At 70.7% G+C, this 14,546-nt stretch carries 15 protein-coding genes; 7 read left to right on the top strand and 8 right to left on the bottom strand.

The window, feature by feature from the left end:
* Positions 1 to 79: 79 nt before the first annotated feature.
* Complete coding sequence (locus tag ABLE88_RS05570) at positions 80 to 1,270, bottom strand: MFS transporter (RefSeq protein WP_348830449.1); 1,191 nt, start codon at positions 1,268 to 1,270, stop codon at positions 80 to 82.
* A gap of 135 nt (positions 1,271 to 1,405) precedes the next feature.
* Here ABLE88_RS05570 and ABLE88_RS05575 point away from each other — a divergent pair, with 135 nt between their 5' ends.
* The gene (locus tag ABLE88_RS05575; RefSeq protein ID WP_348830450.1) at positions 1,406 to 2,290 is read left to right on the top strand and encodes a LysR family transcriptional regulator; all 885 of its coding nucleotides are present in this window, start codon (positions 1,406 to 1,408) and stop codon (positions 2,288 to 2,290) included.
* 599 nt (positions 2,291 to 2,889) lie between these two features.
* Positions 2,890 to 3,144, top strand: coding sequence for a hypothetical protein (locus ABLE88_RS05580; RefSeq protein WP_348830451.1), 255 nt, complete (start codon positions 2,890 to 2,892; stop codon positions 3,142 to 3,144).
* A gap of 190 nt (positions 3,145 to 3,334) precedes the next feature.
* On the opposite strand, the gene ABLE88_RS05585 is transcribed toward ABLE88_RS05580, so the two are convergent.
* The 6 genes from ABLE88_RS05585 to ABLE88_RS05610 all read right to left on the bottom strand — a co-directional run bounded on the left by ABLE88_RS05585 (position 3,335) and on the right by ABLE88_RS05610 (position 7,835).
* Complete coding sequence (locus ABLE88_RS05585; protein WP_348830452.1) at positions 3,335 to 3,853, bottom strand: Dps family protein; 519 nt, start codon at positions 3,851 to 3,853, stop codon at positions 3,335 to 3,337.
* A gap of 198 nt (positions 3,854 to 4,051) precedes the next feature.
* On the bottom strand, positions 4,052 to 4,567 hold the full coding sequence (locus tag ABLE88_RS05590; RefSeq protein WP_348830453.1) for a hypothetical protein: 516 nt from the start codon (positions 4,565 to 4,567) through the stop codon (positions 4,052 to 4,054).
* 51 nt (positions 4,568 to 4,618) lie between these two features.
* Positions 4,619 to 4,993, bottom strand: coding sequence for a response regulator transcription factor (locus ABLE88_RS05595; RefSeq protein ID WP_348831093.1), 375 nt, complete (start codon positions 4,991 to 4,993; stop codon positions 4,619 to 4,621).
* 165 nt (positions 4,994 to 5,158) lie between these two features.
* Positions 5,159 to 5,815, bottom strand: coding sequence for a response regulator transcription factor (locus ABLE88_RS05600; protein ID WP_348830454.1), 657 nt, complete (start codon positions 5,813 to 5,815; stop codon positions 5,159 to 5,161).
* On the bottom strand, positions 5,812 to 7,320 hold the full coding sequence (locus ABLE88_RS05605) for an ATP-binding protein (protein ID WP_348830455.1): 1,509 nt from the start codon (positions 7,318 to 7,320) through the stop codon (positions 5,812 to 5,814). Before ABLE88_RS05605 ends, ABLE88_RS05600 begins: the two co-directional genes overlap by 4 nt.
* 227 nt (positions 7,321 to 7,547) lie before the next feature.
* Positions 7,548 to 7,835 (bottom strand): hypothetical protein, encoded by a 288-nt coding sequence (locus ABLE88_RS05610; protein ID WP_348830456.1) that lies wholly within the window; start codon positions 7,833 to 7,835, stop codon positions 7,548 to 7,550.
* A 301-nt stretch (positions 7,836 to 8,136) separates the two neighbouring features.
* On the opposite strand from ABLE88_RS05610, the gene ABLE88_RS05615 reads away from it, so the two are divergent.
* The 5 genes from ABLE88_RS05615 to ABLE88_RS05635 all read left to right on the top strand — a co-directional run bounded on the left by ABLE88_RS05615 (position 8,137) and on the right by ABLE88_RS05635 (position 13,772).
* Positions 8,137 to 9,312 (top strand): HlyD family secretion protein, encoded by a 1,176-nt coding sequence (locus ABLE88_RS05615; RefSeq protein WP_348830457.1) that lies wholly within the window; start codon positions 8,137 to 8,139, stop codon positions 9,310 to 9,312.
* Positions 9,309 to 10,904, top strand: coding sequence for an MDR family MFS transporter (locus tag ABLE88_RS05620; protein ID WP_348830458.1), 1,596 nt, complete (start codon positions 9,309 to 9,311; stop codon positions 10,902 to 10,904). The genes ABLE88_RS05615 and ABLE88_RS05620 overlap by 4 nt, the downstream gene beginning before the upstream one ends.
* Positions 10,905 to 11,153: 249 nt before the next feature.
* Positions 11,154 to 12,044 carry a helix-turn-helix domain-containing protein gene (locus tag ABLE88_RS05625; protein ID WP_348830459.1) on the top strand — a complete coding sequence of 297 codons (891 nt, stop codon included), beginning with the start codon at positions 11,154 to 11,156 and terminating at the stop codon, positions 12,042 to 12,044.
* A 94-nt stretch (positions 12,045 to 12,138) separates the two neighbouring features.
* Entirely contained in the window at positions 12,139 to 13,191 is a 1,053-nt protein-coding gene (locus ABLE88_RS05630; RefSeq protein WP_348830460.1) for a catalase family peroxidase, read from the top strand.
* Positions 13,188 to 13,772 carry a cytochrome b gene (locus ABLE88_RS05635; protein ID WP_348830461.1) on the top strand — a complete coding sequence of 195 codons (585 nt, stop codon included), beginning with the start codon at positions 13,188 to 13,190 and terminating at the stop codon, positions 13,770 to 13,772. Before ABLE88_RS05630 ends, ABLE88_RS05635 begins: the two co-directional genes overlap by 4 nt.
* A 263-nt stretch (positions 13,773 to 14,035) precedes the next feature.
* On the opposite strand, the gene ABLE88_RS05640 is transcribed toward ABLE88_RS05635, so the two are convergent.
* A complete protein-coding gene (locus ABLE88_RS05640) occupies positions 14,036 to 14,326 on the bottom strand; it encodes a hypothetical protein (RefSeq protein ID WP_348830462.1) in 291 nt (96 codons plus the stop codon).
* Between the last annotated feature and the right edge of the window lie 220 nt (positions 14,327 to 14,546).

Here is a 14,546-nt window from a genome sequence, read left to right on the forward strand (position 1 = left end):
TCAATTCAGAGGACGAGTCCGATCGCATGGAGGCGATTTGCGGGAATCGCGCTCCAGCGGAAAGCGGCGGGCCTGCGCCTCAGCCCGCGCGAAGCCTGAGCCGGGCCGCGCCCTGGAGCAGCGCGGCGGCGAGCCCGAAGCCGATGCCGAGCGCGCTCACCAGCCCCCAGCCGCCGGCGTTCCAGGCGAGCGTGCCGAGGCCGGAGCCCGCGGCGCCGCCGAGGAACATGACGCCCATGAAGGCGGTGTTGAGCCGCGCCCGCGCCTCGGGCTTCAGCGCATAGATGATGTGCTGGTGCGAGACCAAAGCGCTCTGCATGCCGAAATCCAGCAGCACGCAGCCCACCACCAGTCCGGCCAGGGTGCCCCAGGCGCCGAAGACGATCCAGGACACGAGCGCGACGCCCGTTCCCAGCAGCACCGCGCCGGTCGGCCCGTTGCGGTCGGCGAAGCGCCCGGCGAGCGGCGCGGCGAAGATGCCCACCGCGCCGATCAGCCCGAACAGGCCGGCGATGTCCGGGCCGAACCCGAAACGGGGCGCCTCCAGGCGGAAGGCGAGGATGGTCCAGAACACCGAGAAGGCGGCGAAGATCAGCGCCTGCGTCGCCGCCGCGAGGCGCAGGGTCGGATAGGCGTTCCACAGCTCGACGATCGAGGCGATGAGGCGCCCGTAGCCCATGCGCGTGTCCGGCGCGCTGCGCGGCAGCACCAGCCCCATGAACGCCGCGGCGCCGAGCGACATGGGAACCGCGAGCCAGAACATCTCGCGCCAGCCGCCATGGGTGGCGACGAAGCCCGCCAGCGTGCGGCTGAGCAGGATGCCGGACAAAAGGCCGGCCATCACCGTTCCCACCGTCGAGCCGCGCTTTTCGGGCGCGGCGAGATGGGCGGCCAAGGGCACGATCTGCTGCGCCACCGTGGAGCCGAGCCCCACCATCAGAGACGCGAAGGTCAGCACGGCGGCGTTGGGCGCGAGCGCCGCCAACACCAGCGCGCCGGCGAGCAGCACGAACTGCACGACGATGAGGCGCCGCCGCTCCATCAGGTCGCCGAGCGGCACCAGCAGGAACAGGCCGAGCGCATAGCCGAGCTGGGTCGCGGTGGGGATCGCGCCCGCGAGCGGGCCGGGCAGCTCCTGCTCCATGAGCGCCAGCATGGGCTGATTGTAATAGATGTTCGCCACCGCGATGCCGGTCGCGGCCGCCATGGCGAAGGTGATGCCCGGGCCGGCGGTGCGGACCTGCGCGGGCGCCAGTTCGTGCGTGGTCATGTCCATTCTCCGGATCGCGCCCGTCGCCTATGCCTCGTCGGGCATGAGGGGCGGTGCGATGTCGGCCGGAAAATAGGCTATTGCGGATTGAGTTATAATCTCTTCCTTTGATGCACGGATATAACGGAATCTGCGATGCTGGATCTCTCCGCCCTCGCCCTCCTCGTCGAAATCGCCACGGCCGGCAGCCTGGCCGCCGCCGCGCGCCGGCTGCGCCTCTCCCCCATGGCGGCGAGCCGGCTGCTCGCCGGCCTGGAGCGGGAGCTGGGCGTGCGCCTCGCCCACCGCACCACGCGGGCGCTCTCGCTTACCGAGGAGGGCGCGGCGCTGCTGCCGCATGCCCGGACGATGATGGAGGAGCATGCCGCCGCCCTCGCCAGCGTGCGCGGCAGCGACGCCGGGGCACACGGGCTGCTGCGGGTGACCACCTCGTTCGCCTTCGGCCGCCGGGTGCTGGCGCCGCTGACCGCGCAATTCATGCTGGCGAACCCGAAGGTCCAGGTGGACCTGCAGCTGACCGACGGGGTGATGGACATCGTCGCCGAGGGCATCGACCTCGCCATCCGCATCGCCGCCCCGGCGGACAGTGGGCTCGTGGGCCGCCGGCTCCAGGACAGTCCGCGGGTGCTGGTGGCCGCGCCCGCTTACGTCGAGCGGCGCGGCGCGCCCGAGGTCCTGGCGGACCTGCGCGACCACGACTGCCTCACCATGAGCAGCGCGGCGCACTGGAGCTTTTCCGGCGGCCGGGAGATGCGCCGCGTCCGCGTGGCGGGGCGCTTCACCGCCAATTCCATCGACGCCATCCACGAGGCCTGCCGGGGCGGCCTCGGCATCGCATTGCTGTCGCTGTGGAACGTCGGGCCGGACCTCGAGGCCGGCCTGTTGAGACAGGTCAGGCTCGCCGACGCGGTGCCGGAGCCGCTCGGCATCTGGGCGGTCTATCCCACGCGCCGCATGGTGCCGGCGAAGGTGCGCCTGTTCGTGGAGGCGCTCGCCGCGCGCCTGAAGGCCATGGCCTGAGCGGCGCCCGGCGGCGCCGGCCCGGCGCGCGCCGCCCGCGGCCGTGCGAAGCGGATGGCGCCGTGCGCGGCGAAAAGATGCGCCGCCCGCACGTCCCTAGCCTGGTCCCGTCAGCGATGCGTTCCCACCCCGCTGACCGGCCCGGAAGTCCGCCCCCACAGCTTCCGGTCGCCCTCCCGGCGGCAGCCGCCGCGCTGCCGCCGGGACCATTTCGCCGGCGGCGGACGGGCGGACGTCGGGGGCGGCTGCGCGGAAAGGCATGCCCATGCTGCGGTCGAGACGCACCGGACCCCGAACCGAGATCGGTCGGCTGTTGGCGTTCCTGAGGAACCCCTATTGGGGCTTCAGCTGAGCCGACGCCGCCGCCCTGGAGACCACCATCGCCATCGCCGCCGGGCGCCCCTCTGCGGGAGGCTCGGCGGCGTGCGTCCGCGTGAGGGCGCCCTGCGCCGCGGCCGCCGCCTGCGGCCTCGTCTCCTTGCCGTCATACCCAAGTATCCTCTGGCGATCCGCACCGATTATCGAGACCTATCACTGTTCAATTCTTTATTTCGACTGACAGACATAAAACAGACTGCATCCAGAACGGAGATTTGACCATGAACGCCGCCACCAAGATTGTCGTGACCCTCGGCACCCTGGCTGTCCTCGGCATCGGCGCGCTGCAGAGCGCGTCCGCCGACGAGGGCACCACCCGCGAGAACCTGGAGCAGTACCAGGTGTTCGCCAATGACTATGCGCAGGCGCACGCCCCGGTGTACCGGATGCGCCACGCCGACCACGCGAAGTCGGGCCGCATGGGCGCGATGCCCTTCGAGCAGCGCGCCGTGCCCGCGGATGCGCTCCGCGGCTGAACGGCCGCGAAGGGACCGCGCGCGGGCTCACCCGCCGCACTTTTCCGGCTCTGCGGCCGGCGATCCCCGCGATCGCCGGCCGCAGGACGTAGGACGGCAGCGCCGGCGCGGGGGCACCGGACAGGCCGGCAAGCAAAACCCGCCGGCGCGAGGCGTCCGGCGGGCCATGCTTGGCGAAACGGAAACCGATTCACCGGTGGGTGCGGGTCGCCTCGTAAAGGAACCACACCCGGCGCTCGGCCTCGTCGATCCAGTTCTCGATCAGGCTTGCGGTGGCGACGTCGTTGAACTCGTCGCACACGTCATGGACCTCGCGCAGGAAGGTGATCATGCGCTTGTTGTCCTCCAGCAGCTCGGCGAGCATGTCCTCGGCGGTGACGAAATCGGCGTCGTTGTCGGCGAGGCGCTGGGTGCGGTGGATCTGGCCGATGGAGCGCAGCGTCGTGCCGCCCACCTTGCGGGCGCGCTCGGCGATGTCGTCGGTGGTGGCGAAGATTTGCTCGCCCTGCTCGTCGAGCATCAGATGGTAGTCGCGGAAGTGCGGGCCCGAGACGTGCCAATGGAAGTTCTTGGTCTTCAGATAGAGCGCGAACATGTCGGCGAGCAGGCCCGTGAGGGCGCCGGCGATGTCGCGCGTCGCATTGGCGCCGAGATCGGTGGGGGTGCGCAGGGCGGCCTGTTGGCGCTCCTTGACGGTGGTGGAGGGCATGATCGCGTTCCTCTGAGGGGATGGAAACCGGCAATCGCGGGCGCAGGAGATCCGGCGGTTCGCAAGAACCGGAACGCTGCAAGGCTAGCCCCGTTCCCGGGCGCGGAAAATTTGCGCCATCGTGTGCCCGCCTCATACGTGCGTATGGCCGGCTGTTGCCGGATGTTGGCGGAACGGGGCCGGAAGCGCCGCCAAGGCTCAGCGCAGCTTCATGCGCGCCCAGCGCGCCAGCGCCCGCAGGCGGGCTTTGATGCGGTCGAGACGGATGAAGTCGGTGATGGCGTCGCGCACCGAGGCGGCGGTGTTCACCAGCCAGGCCACCGGACGCAGCGTCATCAGCTGCGCGCGCCCCGCGGTGAAGATGCGCTCGATCAGCACGAACGAGACCAGGTGCGCCAGCAAGAAGGCGGCGCCGCCGGTCTTCACGTGGCCGTCGGCGATCTTGAGCAGAGCCAGGAACTTCAGCGGCTCCACCACCGCATAGGGCACGCCGATCAAGAGCAGGACCAGGTAGGGCGAGAGGCCGGACACCCACCGCTCCAGCGCCCGCATGAGGCCGAGCGCCGCGATCCATCGCACCAGCGGCCGGTAGAGGGGCCGCACCAGCTCGTCGAGCACGATGGCGGCGCCGCACACGACGCGGATCAGGAAGACGAGCGCCGCGAGGATCGGGCTGCGGGCGGCGCGGCGGGGTGGCGACGGGAGGGCGGGCATGGCGCTCCGGCTGACAGGCGCGCGCGTCCAAAATGCGGCGGCGCGACGCCGTCAGCCGTCCGACGGGCCGGCGCCGGACTGCAGCGCGCGATCGATGCACTCGATCATCGCGCTGCCCTCGAACGGCTTGGCGAGAAACCCGAACGTGCCGGCGGCATTCACCTGCCGGCGGACCCGCTCCTCGGGAAAGGCGGTGATGAAGATCAGCGGCGTGCGATGGCCGCGCGCCCGCAGATATTTCTGGAGCTCCACCCCGCTCATGCCCGGCATCTGCACGTCGGTGATGACGCACGCCGTCCGGCCGAGCTCGGACGAGTGAAGGAATTCCTCCGCCGAGGCAAAGGACCTCGCGCCGAAGCCCAGCGACCGGACGAGGCTTTCCGTGGCGACGCGAACGGATTCGTCGTCGTCGATGATCGTGATCATCGGAACAGGGGACACGACAGGTTACCTCGGCACGATCTTGCGTCGCACAACGACGCGTCTATTTAGGTGATCACCATACCCTTCCGGGCTACCAACCTAAATAATACACACGTTTGCGCCGGTATCCCTTGCGCTGTGTCAGACATGCCGGCCGATGCCACGGATTCATTCCTTGGCGCCGCCGAGGCCCAGCGCCTGCGCCATCCGGACCAGGTCGGCGAGCGAGTGCGCTTCCATCTTCCGCATCACGTGGCCGCGGTGGATCTTCACCGTGATCTCGCTGAGGCCCACCTCGGCGGCCACCTGCTTGTTCATCAGGCCGGACGTGACGAGGGCCATGATCTGCTTCTCGCGCGCGGTCAGCGCCTCGTAGCGCCCGCGCAGCTTGGCGGCCGCCTCGCGCACGCCCCGGCGGGCGCGGTCGACGGCGATCGCGCTCGCCACCGCGTCCAGCATGTCCTGGTCGCGGAACGGCTTGGTCAGGAAGTCCACCGCCCCCGCCTTCATGGCCCGCACCGTCATCGGGATGTCCCCGTGGCCGGTCATGAAGATCACGGGCATGTCGATGCCCGAGCGCGCCAGCTGAGCCTGGAAGTCGAGCCCGCTCACCCCGGGCAGGCGGATGTCGAGCACCAGGCAGCGCGGTCCGTCCGGCAGCGTGGCGGCCAGCAGCTCGCTGGCGGAGGAGAACAGCGCGACGCCGAGGCCGATGGAGCGGAACAGGCTGGAGAGCGCCTCGCGCAAGGCGAGGTCGTCATCCACCACGATCACCACGGGTTCCGCCGGGGCCGGCGCGGGGCGCGATTGGGGTCGGCTGGTCACGATGCTGCCTTCCTGCTGGTGGCGGCCGCGGCATCGGCGCCCGCATCCTGGTCCGGCGCCGCCGCCGGCAGCGCCACGGTGAAGCACATGCCCCCCGCCCGCGCGCGCGCGCCGGAGATGCGCCCGCCATGGGCCTCGACGATGGAGCGCGAGATCGACAGGCCGATGCCGATGCCGTTCTTCTTGGTGGTATAGAATGCGGTGAACAAGGCCGGGATCGCCTCCTCCGCCACGCCCGGCCCGTTGTCGCGCACCGTGATGGCCACGCTTGGGGCCGCTTCGTCCGCCATGCGGACGGCGGCGATGCGCAGCACGCGCCCCTCCGCCGGCACCGCATCCATGGCCTGGATGGCGTTGAGCGCCAGATTGATGACCACCTGCTGGAGCTGCACCCGGTCGCCCCGCACCGGCGGCAGGCCGCGCTCGAGGGCGAGGTCGAGCCGCACCCGGTGGTTGGCGAGCTCGCGTTCCAGCAGCATGACGCAATCCTCGACCACCTCGCTCGCATCGACCGCCACGTGCTCGGGGTCGGAGCGCCGCGCCAGCGCGCGCAGGCGCGCCACCACCTCGCTCGCGCGGCGGGCATTGGCGATCATGCGCTTCACCGTGGCGTCGGCCTCGGCGATGTCGGGCACCGGGCGGCCGAGCCACCGCAGGCAGGCCTCGCCATTGGTGACGATGGCGGCCAGCGGCTGGTTCACCTCGTGGGCGATCGAGGCGGTGAGCTCGCCCATGGTGCTCACCCGCGTCACGTGGGCGAGGTCCACCTGGGCGCGGTGCAGCTCGGCCTCGGCGCGCTTGCGCTCGGTGATGTCGTGATTGGTCTCCAAGGTGCCAAGCCAGCGCCCGCGCGCATCGCGCTGGATCGACCAGCGGCTCAGCGTGACGACCTCCGTGCCGTCGCGCCGGGTCTGGACCAGCTCGCCCTCCCAATGGCCGGTGCGCTGCAGCTCGGCCATGATCGCCTCGCGCCGGGCGGGAAAGGCGGTCTTCAGCAGCACCGCCGCCTGGCGGCCGAGCGTGTCCTGGCGCGTCCAGCCGTAGAGCTGCTCGGCACCGCGGTTCCAATAGGTGATGGTATCCTTCGGATCGCGCACGAAGATGGCGTCGTGGGACAGGTCCAGAAGGTCGGCCTGCTCGCGCAGGGAGCGCGTCGCCTCGCGGTCGCGCAGCAGCAGCAGGGTGGTCACGGTGATGGCGGCGACGCTCACCGTGCAGCGCATGGTGGCGGCGAAGCCGTAATCGCCCACATGCATGATGGTGTAGCTGACGAGCGTGAGCCCGATGCAGGCGCCGCCCACGAACAGCAGGCCCTGGCGCTCGACGAACTCCGCCGCGAACAGCACCACCACCACATAGAGCACGGCGATCGCCATATCGAGCGGCGACAGGGTATCGATGAGGAAGATCGTGGCCGCGAGCACAGCCACTAGAGCAAGCCCGAGCCGATTGCCGCGCCGCGCCGCCGCACTGCCACCCGAGATCGCGCCGCGCCGACCGAACATGGGATGCCTCGATTGCCCGATAAGGTGAGGGATACTGTGTACACCCGGCAAACGGACGCAAGGGCCGGATCCACGGCAAGCTACACCGCCCTGCGGCGGCGCAATTGCGGGAAAGCCGGCCCCTTGCCTATTCGCACCGCGAATGCGGCACCGCGTTGGCATGCACCAAAAGGGGGCCGCGGCGCGGCCCCCTGGGTCGACCGCCGGGCCGCGCCCGGCCCCGTCGGTCAGTCGTCGGTGCCGTCGGAGGCGCCGCCCCAGTGCGGGTCCGTGGCCTGGAACGGGCCGAGCGGCGCGTTGTAGGGGCCCTGGATGTGGAACGCGCTCGGACGGGAGATCCGGGCAAGCTCGGCGGTCGCCGCGGCGGGGGACGACGGAAACGCGCGCTCCTCGCGCGACACCGCATACTGCTCCAGATTCTCGCGGGTGGTCTCGGGGCTGGCGAAGGCGGTGCCGGTGGAGGCCAGCAGCGTGGCGGCGAAACCGACGGCGAGGATGGCGGACTTGGCAGACATGTCATTCACTCCGATGCGTGAGGACAATTCCTCGTTGAGAGTGACGACATGGTGCATACATCTCGAACATCGCTCAATTTTACTTATGTTTTCTAGTCATATCTTGTGTTATGGCGTGGCCATACCAAGGTTTTGCCGCCCCCCCGAGGCGGCGCGGCGGCCGCCGCCGCGCCGGACGCCCCGGGGCAGCACGCCCCTTTCGGCGTGCATTCGCATAACCGCGCGTGGCGATGAAGAAGAAGTCCCGCCCCGATCGTGAAAACGATGCCCGCTCCATGTATCCAGCGGACGGGGCGGACCAATGACGGCACCGGTGAAGGAGATCGAAACGGCGAAACGGACCGAGCCCCCCTCGGACCTTCCGCCGGAGGCGACCGGCGGCGCGCCCGCGGCGGCACGGGAGGCGCCGGCCGGCCGGCGGCGCCTCCGCCGCGCCGTCGAGGCGGGGCTCGCCGTGGCGGCGCTCCTCGGCCTCGCGTGGCTCGGCGACCAATACTGGTCCCAGTGGCGCTTCGAGGTCTCCACCGACGACGCCTATGTCCAGGCCGACATCGTCGCCGTCGCGCCCCAGATCCCGGGCACCCTCGCCACCGTTGCCGTCGGCGACAACCAGCCGGTGAAGGCGGGCCAGCTCCTCGCGGTCATCGACCAGCGCGACTACATCGCCGCCCTCGACCGCGCCGACGCCGAGGTGCGCCAGGCGCAGGCGGCGATCGCCACCACGCTGTCCCAGATCGCCCAGCAGCAGGCGGTGGTCACCGAAATCGCGGCCACCATCGAGGCCGACAAGGCCGCGGAGACCTTCGCCGAGCAGAACAACCGGCGCTACGGCACGCTGGCCCAGGACGGCTTCGGCTCGGTGCAGGTCGCCCAGCAGGCGGCGAGCGCCATCGCCACCGCGCGCGCCACCCGCGCCAAGGACGAGGCCGCGCTCGACGCCGCCCGCAAGCAGGTGGCGACGCTGACCTCGCAGCTCGAGGAGGCGCGGGCCGCGCTGGCCGCCAGCGAGGCGGTGCGCGCGCGCGCACGGCTCGACCTTGGCTACACCACGCTCACCGCGCCGGTGGACGGCGTCGTCGGCAACCGCACCCTGCGGGTCGGCCAATACGTGCAGCCGGGCACGCTTTTGCTCTCCATCGTGCCGCTGGCGCAGACCTATGTGGTGGCGAACTTCAAGGAGACCCAGCTCGAAGGCGTGCGGCCCGGCCAGAGCGTCGCGCTCCTGGTCGACACCTATCCCGACGCGCCGGTGCACGGCATCGTGGACAGCATCGCCCCCGCCAGCGGGCAGGAATTCGCGCTGCTGCCGCCGGACAACGCCACCGGCAACTTCACCAAGATCGTGCAGCGCATCCCGGTGCGCATCGCCGTCGACCCGAAGGACCCGCAGGCCGGCCGGCTGCGGCCGGGCATGTCGGTGACCGCGACCATCAGCCTGCGCGCGCCCGCGCCCCGGCCGACCGGGCCCGCATCATGAGCGCCGCCACCACCGGGGGCACCGCCCCCGTCGCCGCGGGCGAAGAGCGCGCCTCGCTGCGCACCTGGATCGCCGTCATGGGGTGCCTGCTCGGCGCGCTGATCGCGGTGCTCGACATCCAGATCGTCAATTCCTCCCTGCCGGACATCGAAGGCGGCATCGGCACCGGCGTCGACAACGGCACCTGGATCTCCACCTCCTATCTCATCGGCGAGATCATCATGATCCCGCTCACCGACTATCTGAGCCGGGTGTTCGGCTTTCGCCGCTTCCTGCTCACCAACGTGGTCCTGTTCCTCACCTTTTCCGTCGCCTGCGCCTTCGCGCGGGACCTGCCGACGATGATCCTGATGCGCGGCCTGCAGGGCTTTTCGGGCGGCGTGATGATCCCCATGGCCTTCACCATGGTGCTCTCCCGCCTGCCGGCGGCGCAGCGGCCCATCGGCATCGCCACGTTCGCCCTCACCGCCACCTTCGGGCCGGCCATCGGCCCCTCGGTGGGCGGCTATCTCACCGAGCAGTACGGCTGGCCCTACATCTTCTACGTCAACCTCGTGCCCGGCGCGGTGATGCTGGCCATGCTGATGCCCACGCTCGAGCGCGCGCCCCTCAAGCTGCACCTGCTCAAAGAGGGCGACTGGTGGGGCATCGGCACCATGGCCATCGGCCTGGCCTGCCTCCAGACGGTGCTGGACGAGGGCAACAAGGACGACTGGTTCGGCTCGCCGCTGATCGTGCGCCTGTCCATCCTCGCCGCCGTGATGCTTACCGCCTTCGTCGTCATCGAGTTGCGCGGCGCCGCGCCGGCGGTGCGGCTGAGGCTGCTCGCGACGCGCAATTTCGGCCTCGGCACGCTCGCCAACATGCTGGTGGGGTTCGCCCTGTTCGGCTCGGTCTACGTTCTGCCCGCCTATCTCGACGAGGTGCAGGGCTACAATGCCGAGCAGATCGGCGAGGTGCTCGCCTGGGCGGGACTGCCGCAGCTCTTCATCATCCCGTTCGTGCCGGCGCTGCTGGCGCGGTTCGATTCGCGCATCATCGTGTGCGCCGGGCTCGTGGTCTTCTCGGCCAGCTGCTTCATGAACGCGCATCTGTCCTTCAACGACGGCGGCCCGCAATTCATCCTCACCAACATCGTGCGCGCCTTCGGCCAGGCGATCGTGCTCTCGCCGCTCGCCAATCTCGCGATGGCGGAGATCGGGCCGAAGGATTCGGCGGCCGCCTCGGGCCTGTTCAACATGCTGCGCAGCCTCGGCGGGGCCATCGGCACGGCGGCGCTTGCCACCATCATCTCCAAGCGCGAGCAGTTCCACTCCAACATCATCGGCCAGTCGGTGACGCCATCGGCTCCGCGCGACGTGTCCTTCCTGCTGGAGATGCAGCGCTTCTTCGAGGCGCACGGTCTGCCCGACCCGGCGCGGGCCTACCACCAAGGCGAGATCCTGCTCGGCAAGCTGGTGGCGCGGCAGGCCCTCATTCTCGCTTTCTCCGATGCCTTCTTCGTCATGGCGGCGGTGCTTCTGACCGCGGCGTTCGCCATCGTCCTGACGCGCGCGCCGCGCCACGCCGCCGGTCCGCACCACCCCGCCTGAGGCCGGCGCCGCATCATACCAAGGTATGAGCGGGACAAACCCATCATATGCGCGGTCAAACGCACGTAGAGTGGAGCCTGCGGACCCGATTGCTATCCTTGTCCCGTCATCAGCCGGAGAAAGACGTAGTATTCATCGGTATTCACGGGGCAAATATTGCCACCTGATCCCCCAGATCAGCCAAACGTGACCCGCTGCGGAACCACGTCCTGCGGCTTCGTCCAGACCCAGGCAGCAAGGGGACCACTCATGTCCGTCCACGTCTCGCCGTCCCTTTCCGGACGCAGCGCCACGGCCCGCATCGCCGAACTCCATCGCGGCGCGATCCCCGCCGGGTCCCCCGCCCTGCCCGCGACGTCGCGAGCGTCCGGATCCGCCGAAACGCTCGCGATCCGGCTCGACCATCTGGGCCTCGTCCTCGACATCTCGCCGGCCAGGCAGACGGGCGCGGACCGGCCGGGCGCGGCGACCGCGGCCGGCACGATCCGCCTGCAGACCGATCGCCGCGCCGATGTCGGCGTGCTGTTCGCCGGCGCGGCCCGCGATGGCGGGGCGCCGCGCGCCGCAGCCGTCGGCGATCCGGTGGTGCGGCGGCTCGCCGAGGCCCTCGCCGAGGCGGAGCTCGGCAGCGATGCGTTTTCGGGGCTCTATGCGGATGCCCTGCGGCTCGCCGTCGTCACCCGCATGCTCGGCATCGATGCGCGCCCGGCCGAGGCCCGCGCGCTCCAGCGGGAGCCGCCGGCGCCGGCGCCCCGCGCCCGCGCCGGCCTCGTCAAATGGCGCCTGAAGCGGGTGACCGCCTTCATCGAGGAGAATCTCTCGCAGACCGTGACGCTGGCCGGCATGGCGTCGGCCGCAGGGCTGAGCCGCATGCATTTCGCCGCCCAGTTCCGGGTCGCCACCGGCCTGCGGCCCCACGACTATCTCCTGCGCCGGCGCATCGCCCGCGCCCAGCAGATGCTGCGCGAGACCCGCGAGCCGCTGGTGCAGGTGGCGCTCGCGGTGGGCTTCCAGACCCAGGCCCATTTCACCACCGTGTTCCGGCGCATCGTCGGCGACACGCCCCATCAGTGGCGCTGCGCCGCCGCCCCGGCGGGCCGGCAAGGGCATTCGGGACGCGATCTGCGCATCTCGGACTAATCGCACCCCGGATCGGCCCGCGATCGGCCGACCGCAACCCGCGCCGGATGGAAACGCTCGTTTCGTCGCCGCGCGCCGCAACGGAGAGAACACCATGCCGATGCCCGCGCACGCGCGCGTCCCGCTCGCCGCCGCCTTGATCATCGCCGGCGTGACCGGGGCGGGAGCCGCCGCCTTCGCCTACACCGCCGGGTGGCTGTCGCCCGGCCGCCTGACGCCGAACAAGATCCTCGACGCCCTGGACCCGAACCCCGCGCTCGGCCACCGGCGCAACCACGCCAAGGGCATCTGCTTCGCCGGCACGTTCGAGGCCAACGGCAACGGCGCCGAAATCTCCCGCGCGCCGATGCTGGCGGCGGGCACCTACCCCGCGCTCGGCCGCTTCAACCTCGGCACCCCCGATCCGGACGCCGCCGACGCCACCGTGCGCGTGCGCGGCCTGAGCCTGCAGATCACCAGCCCGGACGGCGCGGTCTGGCGCGCCGCCATGATCGACCCGCCATTCTTCCCGGTCTCCACCCCCGAGGGCTTCTACGAGCTGCAGAAGGCATCGAAGAGCAAGGACCCGGGCGCCATGGGCGCGCTCGCGCTCCGCCATCCGGAGGTCACGCCGTTCTTCGCATGGGCGTCCACCGCGCCCTATACGACCAGCTACGCGCAGAACCGCTTCAACAGCCTCGACGCCTTCATCGCCACCGACACGGCCGGCACCACCCGCGCCGTGCGCTGGTCCTACGTGCCGCAGGCCGCGGCGACGCCGGTCGGCGCCCAGGCGCTCGCCGCGCTCGGCCCCGATCACCTGGAAACCGAGATCGCCGCCCGCGTCGCCGCGGCGCCGCAGCGCTGGACGCTGGAATTCACGCTCGCCGCCCCCGGCGACCCCACGAACGACCCGAGCAAGGCCTGGCCCGCCGGCCGGCGCACCATCGCCGCGGGCACGCTGGTGGTGCGCGCCACCCAGCCGGAGCGCGACGGCCCCTGCCGCGACATCAATTTCGATCCCACCCTGCTGCCCGACGGCCTCGCGGTCTCGGACGACCCGATCCCCGCCGCGCGCTCGGCGGCCTACGCCAGGTCCTACGACCTGCGCGCCGCGGAAGCGCAGGACTATCCCCGCCACCTCAACACTGGGAGCGCCGCCCGATGACCCGTGACCGCACGCACTTCACCGCGCTCCAGCGCGCCCTCCACTGGCTCATGGCCGCGGCGATCCTGGCGATGCTGTTCATCGGCGTCGGCATGGTCTCCACGGTGGCGCCGGCCTACGTGCCGCTGCTGGCGACCCACAAGACGCTGGGCATCGCCATCCTGGTGCTCGCTCTGGCGCGGCTCGCGGTGCGCCTCAGGTCGGGCGCGCCCGCTTTGCCCGCCGGCCTTCCCGTCCCCGTCAGGCTGGCGGCGCACCTGTCGCACGCGGCGCTCTACGGGCTGATGATCGCGCTTCCGGTCATCGGCTGGGGGATGCTGTCGGCGGCCGGCTATCCGATCGTGCTGCTCGGCGGCATCCGCCTGCCGCCGATCCTGCCGCCGAGCGATACGCTCCACGCCGTGCTGTGGACCGCCCATGCCGGCCTCGCCTTCGCGCTGTTCGCGCTGATCCTGATGCACGTGGCCGCCGCTTTGTTTCATGCCTTGGTGCGGCGCGACGGGGTGTTCGAGAGCATGGCCCCGGTGCCCGCCGCCCGGGCGCGCCCACCGGTGCGGCCGGGGCAGGCGCCCGCCGAGTGAGAGCGCCGCGGGCGGACCAAGGCAAGCGCCGCCAGCCGGCGGCGCCGGACCAGGCCACGCGACCATGGCGTGCGATCAGCGCACGGGATCAGGTGGGGTTTGCGTCGAAGCGCCCGGCCGGGAAGCCGCAGGCACCGGCGCCATACCCGCGGCGGCGGATGCGCTGCTCGGCAAAGGCAGGTCACAGAAGTGGCCTGGCCTCCTGCGACAGACGGGCTCCCTCTGCCGCAGCGGAATAGCGGCGTGCTCTGCCGCCCCTGTTCCTATCGCGGCCAAATGCAGGTCAAATGCTCGCCGCACCATTGTCCAAGCTTGCAGCACCAATTGGCCTTGCCATTGTAGCAACACTTGTCACCATTACACGTAAAGCGCCCGCCCTTCCCATAGCAAACCTGCTCGGCAACTTTGATCATGCCGGCAGGCGCCGGCCGTGAAGCCGCAATGCGGTCTTTGATCTGAGCCAGGGATGTCGTGGCCGAACTGCTCGGATCTGCGCGAACGGGCGTCACCGAGAGAGCCAAGATTGCCAGAATCGCGATGACGAACGCACGCATGACACCCTCCCATCTCCAGTCGCTCTGTACTTATGCGGGGTGCTGCGAGGCCGCATCGCCCAATTGGGGGGGAGGTGGCGACCGCAGGGATGCGGTCGATCCGCTGAGTCATTCACCCTCGCCGGCGTGCGGCGGCGCGGCGGTTCCGGCACCGGAGCAAGGCAACCCGGCCGGAAAAACACGGCTGGTGTTCCATCGCTCCGGATCGCGCTCTAGGATC

This window comes from Xanthobacter luteus (genome assembly GCF_040049235.1).
Taxonomy (GTDB): domain Bacteria; phylum Pseudomonadota; class Alphaproteobacteria; order Rhizobiales; family Xanthobacteraceae; genus Xanthobacter.

What these genes read in the sequence shown, in the direction of transcription:
- ABLE88_RS05570 (WP_348830449.1), bottom strand. Translation starts at nt 1,270, where the DNA reads ATGACCACGCACGAACTGGCGCCCGCGCAGGTCCGCACCGCCGGCCCG.
- ABLE88_RS05575 (WP_348830450.1), top strand. Translation starts at nt 1,406, where the DNA reads ATGCTGGATCTCTCCGCCCTCGCCCTCCTCGTCGAAATCGCCACGGCC.
- ABLE88_RS05580 (WP_348830451.1), top strand. Translation starts at nt 2,890, where the DNA reads ATGAACGCCGCCACCAAGATTGTCGTGACCCTCGGCACCCTGGCTGTC.
- ABLE88_RS05585 (WP_348830452.1), bottom strand. Translation starts at nt 3,853, where the DNA reads ATGCCCTCCACCACCGTCAAGGAGCGCCAACAGGCCGCCCTGCGCACC.
- ABLE88_RS05590 (WP_348830453.1), bottom strand. Translation starts at nt 4,567, where the DNA reads ATGCCCGCCCTCCCGTCGCCACCCCGCCGCGCCGCCCGCAGCCCGATC.
- ABLE88_RS05595 (WP_348831093.1), bottom strand. Translation starts at nt 4,993, where the DNA reads ATGATCACGATCATCGACGACGACGAATCCGTTCGCGTCGCCACGGAA.
- ABLE88_RS05605 (WP_348830455.1), bottom strand. Translation starts at nt 7,320, where the DNA reads ATGTTCGGTCGGCGCGGCGCGATCTCGGGTGGCAGTGCGGCGGCGCGG.
- ABLE88_RS05610 (WP_348830456.1), bottom strand. Translation starts at nt 7,835, where the DNA reads ATGTCTGCCAAGTCCGCCATCCTCGCCGTCGGTTTCGCCGCCACGCTG.
- ABLE88_RS05615 (WP_348830457.1), top strand. Translation starts at nt 8,137, where the DNA reads ATGACGGCACCGGTGAAGGAGATCGAAACGGCGAAACGGACCGAGCCC.
- ABLE88_RS05620 (WP_348830458.1), top strand. Translation starts at nt 9,309, where the DNA reads ATGAGCGCCGCCACCACCGGGGGCACCGCCCCCGTCGCCGCGGGCGAA.
- ABLE88_RS05625 (WP_348830459.1), top strand. Translation starts at nt 11,154, where the DNA reads ATGTCCGTCCACGTCTCGCCGTCCCTTTCCGGACGCAGCGCCACGGCC.
- ABLE88_RS05630 (WP_348830460.1), top strand. Translation starts at nt 12,139, where the DNA reads ATGCCGATGCCCGCGCACGCGCGCGTCCCGCTCGCCGCCGCCTTGATC.
- ABLE88_RS05635 (WP_348830461.1), top strand. Translation starts at nt 13,188, where the DNA reads ATGACCCGTGACCGCACGCACTTCACCGCGCTCCAGCGCGCCCTCCAC.
- ABLE88_RS05640 (WP_348830462.1), bottom strand. Translation starts at nt 14,326, where the DNA reads ATGCGTGCGTTCGTCATCGCGATTCTGGCAATCTTGGCTCTCTCGGTG.